Annotated in this window: 14 protein-coding genes; 4 read left to right on the plus strand and 10 right to left on the minus strand. The window is 70.2% G+C overall.

All coding sequences use genetic code 11. From position 1 onward, the window contains the following. Window positions 1–1,185: a muconate/chloromuconate family cycloisomerase gene (locus tag NRY95_19680; GenBank protein UYC15882.1), complete on the minus strand. Its 1,185-nt coding sequence runs from the start codon at window positions 1,183–1,185 to the stop codon at window positions 1–3. 163 nt (window positions 1,186–1,348) lie between these two features. On the opposite strand from NRY95_19680, the gene NRY95_19685 reads away from it, so the two are divergent. Both NRY95_19685 and NRY95_19690 read left to right on the plus strand, forming a co-directional pair. After that, window positions 1,349–2,278 (plus strand): LysR family transcriptional regulator, encoded by a 930-nt coding sequence (locus tag NRY95_19685; GenBank protein ID UYC15883.1) that lies wholly within the window; start codon window positions 1,349–1,351, stop codon window positions 2,276–2,278. Between the two features lie 86 nt (window positions 2,279–2,364). Continuing rightward, a complete protein-coding gene (locus tag NRY95_19690; protein UYC15884.1) occupies window positions 2,365–2,952 on the plus strand; it encodes a DUF1415 domain-containing protein in 588 nt (195 codons plus the stop codon). 48 nt (window positions 2,953–3,000) lie between these two features. On the opposite strand, the gene NRY95_19695 is transcribed toward NRY95_19690, so the two are convergent. Next, a complete protein-coding gene (locus NRY95_19695) occupies window positions 3,001–3,717 on the minus strand; it encodes a pseudouridine synthase (GenBank protein UYC15885.1) in 717 nt (238 codons plus the stop codon). Then, window positions 3,714–4,787 carry a class I SAM-dependent methyltransferase gene (locus NRY95_19700; protein ID UYC15886.1) on the minus strand — a complete coding sequence of 358 codons (1,074 nt, stop codon included), beginning with the start codon at window positions 4,785–4,787 and terminating at the stop codon, window positions 3,714–3,716. The genes NRY95_19695 and NRY95_19700 overlap by 4 nt, the downstream gene beginning before the upstream one ends. Window positions 4,788–4,929: 142 nt before the next feature. Here NRY95_19700 and NRY95_19705 point away from each other — a divergent pair, with 142 nt between their 5' ends. After that, window positions 4,930–5,193 carry a hypothetical protein gene (locus NRY95_19705; protein ID UYC15887.1) on the plus strand — a complete coding sequence of 88 codons (264 nt, stop codon included), beginning with the start codon at window positions 4,930–4,932 and terminating at the stop codon, window positions 5,191–5,193. Window positions 5,194–5,570: 377 nt separating this feature from the next. On the opposite strand, the gene NRY95_19710 is transcribed toward NRY95_19705, so the two are convergent. The 5 genes from NRY95_19710 to NRY95_19730 form a co-directional block, all read right to left on the minus strand. Then, complete coding sequence (locus tag NRY95_19710) at window positions 5,571–6,902, minus strand: sorbosone dehydrogenase family protein (GenBank protein UYC15888.1); 1,332 nt, start codon at window positions 6,900–6,902, stop codon at window positions 5,571–5,573. A 110-nt stretch (window positions 6,903–7,012) separates the two neighbouring features. Further along, window positions 7,013–7,303, minus strand: coding sequence for a DUF3247 family protein (locus tag NRY95_19715; protein UYC15889.1), 291 nt, complete (start codon window positions 7,301–7,303; stop codon window positions 7,013–7,015). Window positions 7,304–7,373: 70 nt separating this feature from the next. Further along, window positions 7,374–9,377, minus strand: a complete 2,004-nt coding sequence (locus NRY95_19720) for an ATP-binding protein (GenBank protein ID UYC15890.1) — start codon at window positions 9,375–9,377, stop codon at window positions 7,374–7,376. A gap of 191 nt (window positions 9,378–9,568) precedes the next feature. Continuing rightward, window positions 9,569–9,814 (minus strand): hypothetical protein, encoded by a 246-nt coding sequence (locus NRY95_19725; GenBank protein UYC15891.1) that lies wholly within the window; start codon window positions 9,812–9,814, stop codon window positions 9,569–9,571. 17 nt (window positions 9,815–9,831) lie between these two features. Next, entirely contained in the window at window positions 9,832–10,302 is a 471-nt protein-coding gene (locus NRY95_19730; protein UYC15892.1) for a hypothetical protein, read from the minus strand. Window positions 10,303–10,510: 208 nt separating this feature from the next. Between NRY95_19730 and NRY95_19735 the strand changes: the two genes are divergently transcribed. Further along, a complete protein-coding gene (locus tag NRY95_19735; protein UYC15893.1) occupies window positions 10,511–11,080 on the plus strand; it encodes a DUF3016 domain-containing protein in 570 nt (189 codons plus the stop codon). A 317-nt stretch (window positions 11,081–11,397) separates the two neighbouring features. On the opposite strand, the gene alr is transcribed toward NRY95_19735, so the two are convergent. Both alr and NRY95_19745 read right to left on the minus strand, forming a co-directional pair. Beyond that, a complete protein-coding gene (alr, locus tag NRY95_19740) occupies window positions 11,398–12,471 on the minus strand; it encodes an alanine racemase (GenBank protein ID UYC15894.1) in 1,074 nt (357 codons plus the stop codon). Further along, entirely contained in the window at window positions 12,450–13,757 is a 1,308-nt protein-coding gene (locus tag NRY95_19745; GenBank protein UYC15895.1) for a D-amino acid dehydrogenase, read from the minus strand. The genes alr and NRY95_19745 overlap by 22 nt, the downstream gene beginning before the upstream one ends. Window positions 13,758–13,850 lie beyond the last annotated feature (93 nt).

Genomic DNA, 13,850 nt, shown 5'->3' on the forward strand with positions numbered 1-13,850 from the left:
TCATTCCTCCATGCCGGCGGCGACCGGCAGCATGACGCGGCGGCGATCGCGGCGGAACGCGTCCACCCGCGCCTCGTCCAGGGCGATGCCCAGGCCCGGCCCGCGCGGCAGTTGCAAATGGAAGTCCTCGTAGCGCAGCGGCTCGGCGAGGATCTCCTCGGTCAGCAGCAGCGGACCGAACAGTTCGGTGCCCCACTGCAGGTGGGCGAAGGTGGCGAAGACATGGGCCGAGGCGATGCTGCCGATCGCCCCTTCCAGCATCGTCCCGCCGTACAGCCCGATCCCGGCGGCGTCGGCGATCGCGGCGACCTTCTGCGCGGCGAACAGGCCGCCGGACTGCTCGATCTTCACCGCGAACACGTCGGCCGCGCCGCGCCGCGCCGCCTCGAAGGCGCTGTCCGGACCGTTGAGCATCTCGTCGGCCATCAGCGCGATCGGGAAGCGGCGCATCAGCCGCTGCATCGCCGCCAGCGAGGCCACCGGCTGCTCGACCAGTTCGCAGCCGGCATCGGCCAGCGCCGGCAGCGCGCGCACCGCCTCGGTCTCGCTCCAGGCCATGTTGACGTCCACCCGCACCGCCGCGCGCGCGCCCAGCGCGCGCTTGATCGCGGCCACGTGGGCCACGTCCTCGGCGACCGTGCGCGTGCCGATCTTCAGCTTGAACACGTTGTGCCGGCGCGCGGCGAGCATGCGCTCGGCCTCGGCGATGTCGCGCGCGGTGTCGCCGGAGGCCAGCGTCCACGCCACCGGCAGGCGCTCGCGCAGGCGCCCGCCCAGCAGTTCGGACACCGGCAGCCCGACGCGCTTGCCGTGCGCGTCCAGCAGCGCGGTCTCGATCGCGCACTTGGCGAAATGATTGCCCTTCACCATGCTGCCGACGCGCTGCATCAGCGCCGGCACCGCGCTGGCGTCGGCGCCGGCCAGCAACGGCGCGATGTAGCGGTCGATCGCCAGCTGCATGCCTTCCGGGCTCTCCGCGCCGTAGGCAAGCCCGGCGATGGTGGTGCCCTCGCCCAGCCCGACGATGCCGTCGCTGCAGTGCACGCGCACCAGCATCAGGGTCTGCCCGCGCATGGTCGCCACCGACAGGCGGTGCGGGCGGATCGTGGGCAGGTCGAGCAGCAGCGTTTCGACGCGTTCGATGCGCGGCGCGGTGGATGGGAGCGGGGCGTGGGTGGCTTGCATGGCGCCGATTCTTGGCCCGCGGCGGCCGCGCCGTCCAAGACTGAATGCGTCACCCTTCCATACCTTCAGGCTATAGTAGGCCCGCAAATGGCGTTTTCATTGGGATGCTGCAGCACAGCATGCCCTGAACGGCATATTCACTTTCCTCCTGGCGACCACCTCCATGGACCTGCGCCAACTGCGCTATTTCGTCGCCGTCGCCCGCGAGCGCAACTTCACCCGCGCCGCGGAAACCCTGCACATGGCGCAGCCGCCGCTGAGCCGGCAGATCCAGCAGATCGAGCAGCAACTGGGCGTGCCGCTGCTGGTGCGGCGCAGCCGGCCGCTGCGGCTGACCGATGCCGGGCGGCTGTTCTACGAGGAAGCGCTGCAGGTACTCGGGCGGGTCGAGCAGATGACCGAGGCCGCGCGCCGGCTCGGCCGCAGCGAGCGCCGCGTGGCCTCGATCGGCTTCGTCGCCTCCACCCTGTACGGCGGCCTGCCCACGGTGGTGCGGCGCCTGCGCCAGGTGCGTCCTGACCTGGAGGTGCGCCTGGTCGAGCTGATGTCCAGCCAGCAGGTGGAAGCGCTGAAGGAAGGCCGCATCGACCTGGGCTTCGGCCGCGTGCGCAGCAGCGACCAGCATGTCGAGCGCCTGGTGCTGCGCGAGGAACGCCTGGTGGCGGCGATCCCGATGGCGCATCCGCTGGCCGCGCAGGACACGCCGCTGGCGCCGGCGGCGCTGGCCGGGCAACGCCTGCTGCTGTATCCCAACCATCCGCGCCCCAGCTTCGCCGACCAGGTGCTGTCGCTGCTGCAGGACCATGGCGTGCACCCCAGCGAACTGCAGGAAGTGCGCGAACTGCAGACCGCACTGGGCCTGGTCGCGGCCGAGAGCGGCATCTGCCTGATTCCGGCCTCGGCACGGTTCATGCGCAACGACCTGCGCTACCGCTTGATCGACGACGAACATGCGACCTCGCCGATCATCATGAGCTATCGCCGCAACGACGATTCCGGCCTGGTGGAGCTGACCAAGCAGCTGATCCGCGACATGTACGCCGAACATCCGCCGTGGCTGGACATCTCCTACAACCGCTGGCACGCACCGTAGGGCCGTCGCCACGCATCCGGCATACACTTGCGTCCGCGCGCGCCGGCCCGGCTGGCGCGCGCCATCCCTTCGCCCAAGCCGACGCCATGGACTCCACGCTTCCCGCCGCCACTCCCGACCCGATCGCGCTGACCCGGCAATGGCTGGAACGCGCGGTGATCGGCCTGAACCTGTGCCCGTTCGCCAAGGCGGTGCACGTCAAGCAGCAGGTGCGCTACGTGCTCAGCGACGCGACCACGCCCGAAGCGCTGCTGGAGGAACTGGGCGAGGAGTTGCTGCTGCTGCGCGACACCCCGGCCGAGCAGATCGACACCACGTTGATCGTGCATCCGCAGGTGCTGGAGGATTTCCTCGACTACAACGATTTCCTCGACAACGCCGACGCGGCGGTGGACGCGCTGGACCTGCACGGCATCCTGCAGGTGGCCAGCTTCCATCCGCACTACCAGTTCGCCGGCACCGCGCCGGACGACATCGGCAACTACACCAACCGCGCGCCCTTCCCCACCCTGCACCTGCTGCGCGAGGACAGCGTCGAACGCGCGGTGGCCGCGTTCCCGGATGCGGACGTGATCGTGGAGCGCAATCTGCAGACCTTGGAGAAGCTGGGGCTGGATGGCTGGAAGCGCTTGTTCGAGAGCCGGGATTCGGGATTGGGGATTCGGGATTGGTAACAGCGTAAGCGGCAGCGCACAGCCACCGCTCTTGCGAATCCCGAATCCCTAATCCCCACTCCCGGCCCCAAACACCTCCGCCAGATCCGCCGCGTCCAGCGCGCGCCATTTCCCGGTGGGCAGCGCCTCCTCCAGCGCGAAGCCGCCGATGCGGCTGCGGTGCAGCGCGACCACGTGGTTGCCGACCGCGGCGAACATGCGCCGCGCCTGGTGGTAGCGGCCTTCGTACAGGGTGATGCGCGCCTGGCGCGGGCCCAGCACCTCCAGTTGCACCGGCAGCAGCGGCGTGGTCTCGCCGTCCAGCAGCAGCGTGCCGCTGGCGAACTGCGCCGCCTCGTCGCCACGCAGGTCCTCGGCCAGGGTCGCTTCGTAGACCTTGGCCAGCTGCGCTTTCGGCGAGACGATGCGGTGCAGCAGCGCGCCGTCGTCGGTCATCAGCAGCAGGCCGCTGGTGTCGCGATCCAAGCGCCCGACCGTGGACAGCAACGGCGAGCGCAGGCGAAAGCGCGGCGGCAGCAGGTCGTAGACGATGCGGCCCGGGTCCTTGGTCGAACAGGTGTAGCCGACCGGCTTGTGCAGCGCCAGGATCAGCCCCGGCGGCGGATCCAGCGCCTCGCCATCGATCCGGATCGCGGCATGCGCGACCTTGTCGTCGGCATACAGCACTTCGCCGTCGGCATCAGTGATGCGGCCTTCGCGGAACATCAGGGTGACCTGCTTGCGGCTGCCGTAGCCCAGGTTGGCCAGGTGCTTGACCAGCTTCACCGGCGCACCGTGGCGCGGGCGCGCACCGCCAGGATCAGCTTGAAGCCGTCGCGGGTGGCGATCACGCTGGTGTCGCCGAAGCTGGCGTCGAGCACCGCCTCGTAGGGCAGGTGCCGGTTGGCGACCAGGTACAGCCGGCCGCCGGGCTTGAGCGCCTGCGCGGCCACGGCGATGAAGCGACGGCCGATGTCCGGGCGCTCCATCCGCCCGGGCGCGTGGAACGGCGGGTTGCTGACGATGAAGTCGTACTGCGCCGGCAGCCCGGCGGTCACGTCGTGCCAGTGGTAGCCCATCTCCACCGCGGCCGGCGCCTGCGCCAGGTTCGATCGCGCCAGCGCCAGCGCGCGCGCATCGGCCTCGAACAGATCCAGCGCGGCGATCTTCGGGCAACGCGCGAGCAATTCCGCCGACAGATAGCCATAACCGGCGCCCAGGTCGGCACCGCGGCCGGCCAGGTCGGCCGGCAGGTGCTCGGCCAGCAGCGCCGAGGCCGGATCGATGCGGTCCCAGGCGAACACGCCGGGACGGCTGCGGAAACGCCCGTCCAGGATCGGCCGCGCCGCGTCCAGCCTGGCCCAGCGCTGCCGCAGCGCGGCGTCGTGGCCGCCGTGCAGCGGCGCGGTCCAGTACACGCGGCAGTGGTGCTTGGTCAGCTTGCCGCCCAGGCCGGCCAGCTGCTGCAGGTCGTCCTCGCCGGAGCGGGCGCCTTCGTTGTTGGACTGGCAGGCCACCACCACCCCGCCCGGGGCGGCCAGCGCCACCGCGCGCGCCAGCAGCGCCCGCGCCTCGTCGCGCTGGCGCGGCGGCAGCACCAGCACCAGCGCATAGCCACCGGCGTCGTCGTGGTCGTCGGCATCCTCGGCGCGGACCTGCCAGCCGCCCTGCTCCAGGGCGGTCGCGAACGGGCGGTAGCCCTGCTCGCAGACCAGCTGCGCCGGCTGCGCGTGCTGGCGCAGCGCCCAGCCATCGCGCGCGCGCAGGAACAGCACCTTGCCGGCCGGCCAGCGCAGCGCGCCTTGGGCGAAGGGCAGGAACAGGGTGTCGAGGGGAGCGTCTTGCAGAGCCGGCATCGGGATCGGAATCGGTCGGGGAGCGCGCATTCTACCGGCAGCCCGGCGCCGGCCCGGTTTTGCGCTAAACGAACGCATCATTGATGCGACGGCAACATTGGCGCGCCTAGGCTGCAAGCAACCCCGACAGATGGAGAGGCATATGCGCGCAGTGTTCATCGGTGGCGTCGTCGACAACAGCGAAGTGGATCTGGAAGGCAGCCAACCGCCGCTGCACTATCCGGAAAACACCGGCACCGGACGCCCGCGCTACCGCCTGCACCAGCGCGGCGAGCGCGACGACGGCAGCGTGGTCTACGCGGTCTATGCCGCGCCCGAACTCGGCGATGCCGAAGTGGAACGCGTGGTCGGCGAGCGCGGCTATGCGCGTCGCTTCGGGGTGGAGCCGGCGCCGGTGGAGCATTAAGCGAAGGCGGGGGCCTTCGGATCGGTTACCCCGGCTCTTCGCCTGAAGTGGCTCTTCGATCCAGAGGCTAACAACTGCAACTGTGGGAGCGACTGAAGTCGCTCCCACATGAATTTTTTCGATCTAGGGCGAATGCCCCATGCAAGGCGGTTGCGGCGGATTGGCCTTCAAGGCTGCAGGCTCGCGAGACCACTTGCAGCTGCTTCCTACGAATGCAGCCCGTTTTTGCCGAGATGACTGCCAATGCACGCAACTCGGACATCCCACCCAGCGCCTGAGTCGAGCATCAACGAAGACACCGGCGATCGGCGGCGCAGCGATGCGACCGCCTATCGCGCCGCCCGGCTCTGCGAAAGTCGGGCGGCGCGACCACGCAACTACGGACCGGCCTTCGGCGTCACCCGCCAGATCACGTTGCCGACATCGTCGGCCACCAGCAACGCGCCAGGCTTGTCCACCGCCACCCCGACCGGGCGGCCCTGGGCCTTGCCTTCGGCATCGAGGAAGCCGGTCAGCACGTCCTGCGCCTTGCCGCTGGGCTTGCCGTTGGCGAAGGGCACGTAGATCACCTTGTAGCCGGACGGCGGATCGCGGTTCCAGGAGCCGTGCTGGCCGATGAAGGCGCCGCCCCGATAGGCCTGCGGCAGCAGCGCGCCTTCGTAGAAGGTCAGGCCCAGCGAGGCGGTATGCGCGCCCAGCGCGTAGTCGGGCCTGATCGCGCTGGCCACCATCTCCGCGTTCTGCGGCTGCACGCGTTCGTCCACGTGCTGGCCGTAGTAGCTGTACGGCCAGCCGTAGAAGCCGCCTTCGCGCACCGCGGTCAGGTAGTCGGGCACCAGGTCGCTGCCGATCTCGTCGCGCTCGTTGACCACCACCCACAGCGTGTCCGCACCGGGCTGCCAGGCCAGGCCCACCGGATTGCGCAGGCCGCTGGCGAACACCCGGGTGGCGCCGCTGTGCGCATCCACTTCCAGGATCGCGGCGCGATTGAGTTCGGCGTCCATGCCGTTCTCGGCGACGTTGCTGTTGGACCCCACGCCGACGTACAGCTTCTTGCCGTCGCGGCTGGCCAGCAGGCTCTTGGTCCAGTGCTGGTTGATGCCGCCGGGCAGGTTGGCGACGAAGCGCGGCGCGGCGCTGATCTGGGTGTCGCCCTCCTTGTAAGGGAAACTGACCAGCGCGTCGGCATTGGCGACGTACAGGCGATCGCCGACCAGGGCCATGCCGAACGGCGAATACAGGCCCTTGAGGAATTGCGTGCGCACCTCCGCCACGCCATCGCCATCGGCGTCGCGCAGCAAGGTGATGCGGTTGGCGCTGGGCACGGTCGAGCCGGCCTTGGCCATCATCGCGCCCTGGATCTTGTCGCGCAGGCCGCTGCTGTCTTTTTCCGGCGCGGGCGGCGCCGCGGTCTCGGCCACCAGCACGTCGCCGTTGGGCAGCACGTACATCCAGCGCGGATGGTCCAGATCGCGGGCAAAGGCCTGCACCGCCAGGCCGGCGGCCGGCACCGGTGCGGCGCCTTCGGCCCAGCGCTTGACCTCGGCGACCTTCACCGTGGGGATCATGCGTTTGACCGGATCGGGCAGCACCGGATCGGCGCCCATCCCCTCCTCGATGGAATGCTTGGCGGTATCGCCACAAGCGCTCAGCGCGGCTACGGACAGAAGACACAGTGCCCAACGGGCCGGGGGCGAGGGAAGGCGCATCATCGCGGCTCAGCGCTCCATGGTGGCGACAGGACCACCGATGATGCACAGCACGGGCTCGGCAAACGTGAAATAGATGTCAATTGCAGCGACGCGCGGGCACGCCGCGGTCACCCTGCCGGTACCAGCGGCTGCACTTCGCGGATCCGGTCCAGCCAGATGTAGTGCTGCTGCGCGGGATCCAGCAGATCGTCCAGCCGCAGCACGCCGTTGATGCCTTCGTGCTCCTGGTGGTCGCGAAAGGTCTGCAAGGTGGGCCGCACCGAGACCGTGCCGCTGACCCGACTGCCGTCGTCCAACCGCAACAGCACCTGCGCCTGTTCCGGCAAGTGCGGCAACCAGGCCTGCAGCGCGGCGATGGCGTCGGGATCGGCGTGCACCACATCGGCGTACTTGCTCATGCGCATCTCCAGCCAGGGAAACTGCGCACGCTAGCGGCCACGGCGTGAACGCGCGGGAAAAACGCGGTGGCTACCCCTGCCGCGCGAAACGCACGGCGGACACCAGCTGCGCCACGCTGTACGGCTTGGCCAGATGCTCCTGAAAACCGGACTGCAGGGCGCGCTGGCGATCGTCGTCGCGCGCCAGTGCGGTCACCGCCACCGCCGGCAACTCGGCCGCCTGCAGGCCCATGTTCTCGCGGATCGTGCGGATCAGGCCGTAGCCGTCCATGCCCGGCATGCCGATATCGGTGACCATCGCGTCGATGCGGGCATGGCCGCCGTCGTCGAGCACCGCCAACGCCTCGCTGGCCGAACTGGCCGCGACCACCTCGGCGCCCTGCTCCTCGAGCAGCCGCCGCAGGTATTCGAGCATGTCCGGCTGGTCTTCCACCGCCAGCAGGCGCATGCCCTTCAGCGCATACGCCTCCACCACCTGCTCGGCCATCGCGAAGGCGCGCACCTCGCGCAGCGGCCGCTTGCCCGGCGTATCGCGGTGCAACGGCAGGCGCACGGTGAACACCGAACCGCAGCCGCGGCCCTCGCTGGCCGCGCTGACCTGGCCGCCATGCATTTCCACCAGTTGCTGCACGATCGCCAGACCCAGGCCAAGCCCGCCGTGCAGACGCGTGGTGGTGCCGTCGGCCTGGCGGAACCGGCCGAACAGGTGCGGCAGGAAATCCGGCGGAATGCCGTCGCCGGAATCGCGCACCGCCACCGTCACGTGCTCGCCATCGGCATCGAGGTCGATCGCCAGTTCGATGTGGCCATGCGCCGGGGTGAACTTGATCGCGTTCGACAACAGGTTCCAGAACACCTGCTGCAGGCGCGTGGCATCGCCCAGCACCAGGCACGGCTGCGACGGCTCGCGCAGGCTCAGCGCCTGGTCCTTGCCTTCGGCCACCGGCTCCTGCGCACGCAGCGCCTCGCGCACCTGCTCGGTCAGATCCAGCGTCTCGATTTCCAGCTGCACCTTGCCCAGCAGCATGCTGCTGAGGTCGAGCATGTCCGAGATCAGCCGCTGTTGCGCGCGCGCGCTGCTGGCGATCACCGACAGGCCCTTGCTGCTCGGATCGCCCGGCGGCAGCCGCTGCAGCAGCAGGTCGCTCCAGCCCAGGATGGTGGTCAGCGGCGTGCGCAACTCGTGCGACAGCGTGGCCAGGAATTCGTCCTTCAGCCGCGCCATGCTCTCGGCGGCGTTGCGCGCGCTGCGCTCGGATTCGAGCAGCTGCTCGCGGGCCAGTTCGATGTCGCGGCGCTCGGTGACGTCCGGGCTGCTGCCGGCCAGGCCGATGAACTCGCCCTCGGCCGAATAGCGCGGCACCGCCGTCATTTCCACCCAGCGCCACGCGCCGTCGTGGCGGCGCGCGCGCACCAGCGCGCGCAGGTTGCGTTGTTCTTCCAGCGCGCTGCGCAGTTCGAAGGCGAACACGCCGGCGTCCTGCGGATGCAGCACGTCGCCCCAGCCCGGCCGCGCGTCGCCGGCGCGCAGATCCATGCCGAAGAATTCGGCGTAGGCGGTATTGGTGAAGCGCAACTGGCCGCTGGCATCCAGCACCCACACCGGCATCGGCAGGCCCTCGGCGAGTGCGCTGAAGCGCGCCTCGCTCTCGGCCAGATCGCGCTCCACCCGCTTGCGCTCGGTGACGTCGATGAACTGCACGGCGACCTGGCGACGTTCCGGCGCGCCGATACGAAACGCGTCGACCGCCCACCAGCGGCCGAACCCGGCCGCGAAGTTCTCGAACTTGGCCGAGCGTCCGCTCAGCGCCACCTCGCCATACACCCGGAACCAGTGTTCCTCGTGACTCGGCGCCAGGTCGCGCATGCGCCGGCCGATCACGTCGTGCATGCCGGTCTCGCGCTCGAACGCCGGATTGACCTCCAGGAAGACGTAATCGACCGCGCGTTGCCGGTCGTCGAACAGCACCTGCACCACGCAGAATCCCGAATCGATCTTGTCGAAGATCTCGCGATAGTGCAGGTCGGACGCTTGCGCGAGCGACGAGGAGGAAGATTCGGTGCTGACATGCATGACGGGGTTGCTCTGGAAACGGCCGGCGGCGGCGGAGGCGACGGCACGCTCCGCGCCCACGGCGTGATGACGGATGCTCAGGACCGGGACATGCTCAGACCGGAACAGCGCGACGGACCGCGCATCTTGTTAAGCCGCTCCGTTGCCGTCAAGCCGGACAGGCTGGCCGACGGGCATGGCGGAGCGCCGGGTCACCAGAGAAAGGCGACGACCAGCACGATCCCCAGCAGCGACAGCGCGATCCCGGCGATGACGCCCCATTGGGTCAGCTGCGCGTTGCGCAGCGCCTGCTCTTCGAGCCAGCGTTCGGCCTCCTGCCGCCACGGCAGCGGCGACTGCTCCAGCATCTGCTGCACCCGCACCACGCCCAGTTCGCGGCATTGCTGCCGGCACTGGTCGGGCGCGGGGACTTCCTCGGGCGCCATTGCGCAGGACATGCGCGATCTCCGTCTTCCTAGCCCAGCTTGAAACGCGGGCTGTCGCTGGCCAGTTCGTGCTCCACCGCCATCCGCGCCAGGCGCGTGTAGTTGGCGCGCGCGCCGGCGCCGCGGCCGACGATCAGGCCCAGGTACTCCAGGCCGGTCCAGACCCGCGCCTTCCACTCGACCCCGCTCTCGGCCAGGACCAGGGTCAGCGAATAACGGAAGGCCTGCCCCTGCGGACTGCGGTAGGCATGGATCGGCGGGAACTGCACCGCCACGTCCTGTTGCTCGCCCAGCGCGGCCAGGTAGCGGCGCAGTTCCCGGCGCACGTCCTCGCCCGGGGTCAGGCGCAGGTGGCGCGCGGCCGCATCCAGGTCCGCCTGCTGATCGACGAAACTGGCCGCGCCGCTCGCCGGGCTATGCCCGTGCCGCTTGGCCCAATCGATGAACTGCAGGCGGACGTCGGACGCTGCGTGGGCCTGGTGGAACAGCGGCATCTTCATGCGATCGACCCCCGAATCACGTGTTCATGTGCAAGTGTGGCCATGGTCGCGCGGGCAGCGTGAAGCACGCGGCGACGCGGCGTGAACCGCGTGTCACATGGCGGCCCATGAACCGGTCGCGAACGCTTGCCGCAGGCGGCCGGCGGCGCGATTGCGGCGGCGCCCGCGCAGGCACACACTGGCGGCGCCGTTTCCGTGGAGATCCGCGATGAAGATCCGATATGCCTGGACGGCGCTGGCCCTGGCCTGCCTGGTGGCGGGCGGCGCCTCCGCCGCGACCCGCAACGTCACCGATCCGCAGGCCGCGCGCAGCACCGAGGGCGACAGCCCGGTGCAGGTCCGCTGGACCGACCCCGCCGCCTTCAGCGAACTGCGCTACAGCCGCAACCGTTGGGAGGCGCAGCGCGGCGACTGGGTGCGCGACCTGGCCGACTACGTGCAGCAGCGCGGCAGCAAGCAGCTGGCGCCCGGCCAGCGGTTGCAGGTCGAGCTGACCGACATCAAGCGCGCCGGCGAGTACGAGCCCTGGCACGGCCCGCAATGGAACGACGTGCGGGTGATGCGCGACATCTACCCGCCGCGGATCAGCTTGAACTTCACCCTGTACGCTGCCGACGGACAGGTGCTGGAGCAGGGCGAGCGCAAGCTGCTCGACAGCAGCTACCTGATGAACAGTTCGATCGGCCTGAACACCGACCCGCTGCGCTACGAGAAGCGGATGCTCGACGACTGGCTGCGTCGCCAGTTCCGCGACAAGGCGGCGGTGGCCGAGCGCTGAGCGGGTGGCGCGCCTTCGGGCAACTGTTTGTCGCGGCTGAAGCCTGCTCGAAGAGCATGAGCACACTATGCCGCGATGCGCGTTCCTGTGGGAGGGACGTCAGTCCCGACGCTGTCCGGTCGCGGCGCATCCCCCGCTCCGCTGGTCGCGACTGAAGTCGCTCCCACAGTCGCTTGCGGCCGGCATGCCGGAGCACTGCAGGCGGGCTTCAGCCCCACGGTATGCGCAGCCGGAGATCTATCGCTGCGTTTGTGGCGGCCGAAGCCGTTCCTGCAAAAACACTACGCGACGACGATCAGCCGCGGGCCAGCCGCCGCTCAGCCGTCCAGGTACTGCCGCGGCGCGCGCTTGAGTCCGCACAGCAGGCGGTAGGCGCTGGAGCCGCAGCGCGCCGCCAGGGTGTCGATGCGCGGCCGCGCGCCCCACAGCTGCACCTCGCTGCCGAGCCCGGCCTGCGGGTGCTCGGTGAGGTCCACGGTCAGCATGTCCATCGACACCCGCCCGATCAGCGCGCCGGGCGCGCCGTCGATCAGCACCGGGGTACCGTTCGGCGCGAATTGCGGATAGCCGTCGGCATAGCCGATCGCCACCACGCCGACCCGGGTCGGGCGCGGCGCGACGAAACGCGCGCCGTAGCCGACCGGCTCGCCGGCGGCCAGCTCGCGTACCGCGATCACCTTGGACTGCAGCGTCATCACCGGGCGCAGCTCGCCCGGCAGCTCGGCGCCGGCGGCGAACGGGTCGGCCCCGTACAGCATCAGCCCGGGACGGCCCCAGTCGCTGTGCAGCTGCGGCCAGCCCAGCAGGCCCGGCGAATTGCACAGGCTGGTCTCCCCGGCCAGGCCGGCGGTGGCCTGGCGGAACACCTCGGCCTGCTCCAGGGTGCGCGCGCTGTCCAGTTCGTCGGCGCGCGCGAAATGGCTCATCAGCACCAGCCGCTCGACCTGCGGCAACGCGCTCAGCCGCGCGTGCGCGGCGCGGAATTCGGCCGGCGCCAGGCCCAGCCGGTGCATGCCGCTGTCCAGTTTCAGCCACAGGCACAGCGGCTGCGGCGCGGCATAGGCGGCGATCGCCTGCACCTGCCACGGCGAGGCCACCGCGCACCACAGCCGGTGCTCGGCGATCAGCGGCAGTTCGTCGGCATCGAAGAAGCCTTCCAGCAGCAGGATCGGCGCGGCGATGCCGGCCTGGCGCAGCTCCAGCGCCTCCTCGATGCAGGCCACCGCGAAGCCGTCGGCCTCCGCTTCCAGCGCGCGCGCGCAGGCCACCGCGCCGTGCCCGTAGGCATCGGCCTTGACCACCGCCAGCGCCTTGCCGCCGCCCAGGTGCCGGGCCAGGCGGTAGTTGTGGCGCAGCGCCTGCAGATCGATCAACGCACGGGCTGGGCGCACGAACTTGCCTCTGCGACGGGCGCCGGGGCGCGGCGCGAATAACGGAAGATGTCCAGGCCCTCGCCGCTGATCTGCGGCTGGCGCCGGGCGATCAGGTCGGCCAGATAGCGACCGGAGCCGCAGGCCATGGTCCAGCCCAGGGTGCCGTGGCCGGTGTTGAGGAACAGGTTGCGGTAGCCGGTGGCGCCGACCACCGGGGTGCCGTCGGGGGTGGCCGGACGCAGCCCGGTCCAGAATTCGGCGCGGGCCAGATCGCCGCCGCGCGGGTACAGGTCGTTCACTACGTTTTCCAGGGTGGTGCGGCGCCGCGCCGGCAGCGACAGGTCGAAACCGGCCAGTTCGGCCATGCCGCCGACGCGGATGCGCTGGTCGAAGCGGGTGATCGCCACTTTGTAGGTTTCGTCGAGGATCGTGGACATCGGGGCCAGCGCCGCGTCGCGGATCGGCAACGTCAGCGAATAGCCCTTCAACGGATACACCGGCAGGCGGATGCCCAGCGGCGCGAGCAGCTGCGGAGAATAACTGCCCAGGGCGACCACGTAGCGGTCGGCGCGCTCCAGGCGGCCGCCGATGCGCACCCCGTCGAGGCGGTCGCCGTCGGCGTGCAGGCCGTCGATCGTCTCGCCGTAGCGGAACTGCACGCCGGCCGCGGCGGCCAGCGCGGCCAGGCGCTGGGTGAACAGGCGGCAATCGCCGGTCTGGTCGTTGGGCAGGCGCAGCGCGCCGACCAGGGTGGCCGGGGCGCTGGCCAGCGCCGGCTCGATGCGGGCGATGCCGGCGCGGTCGAGCAGTTCGTAGGGCACGCCGTACTCGCGCAGCACCTCGATGTCCTTGGCCGCGCCGTCCAGTTGCGCCTGGGTGCGGAACAGCTGGGTGGTGCCGAGTTGGCGCCCTTCGTATTCGATGCCGGTGTCGGCGCGCAGCTGGTCCAGGCAGTCGCGGCTGTATTCGGACAGCCGCACCATGCGCGCCTTGTTGATCGCATAGCGCTCGGCGGTGCAGTTGCGCAGCATCTGCGCCAGCCACAGGTACTGGCGGATGTCGCCGGTGGGGGTGATGGCCAGCGGCGCGTGGCGCTGGAACAGCCATTTCAGCGCCTTCAGCGGCACCCCGGGCGCGGCCCAGGGCGAGGCATAGCCGGGCGACACCTGGCCGGCGTTGGCATAGCTGGTCTCCAGCGCGGCCGCGGGCTGGCGGTCGATCACCGTCACCTCGCAGCCGCTGCGTGCCAGATACCACGCCGTGGCCGTACCGATCACACCGCTGCCCAGAACCAGAACCCGCATGCGCTTACCTCTGTCAGATCAAATCCCTGGCTGGATGGCGCCACGGATGGGTTTAGGCGCAGTATATGAAGCACAACCCAGGATTTTGCCCTG

Source organism: Xanthomonas campestris pv. phormiicola, from assembly GCA_025666215.1.
GTDB classification, from domain to species: Bacteria; Pseudomonadota; Gammaproteobacteria; order Xanthomonadales; family Xanthomonadaceae; genus Xanthomonas_A; species Xanthomonas_A campestris_A.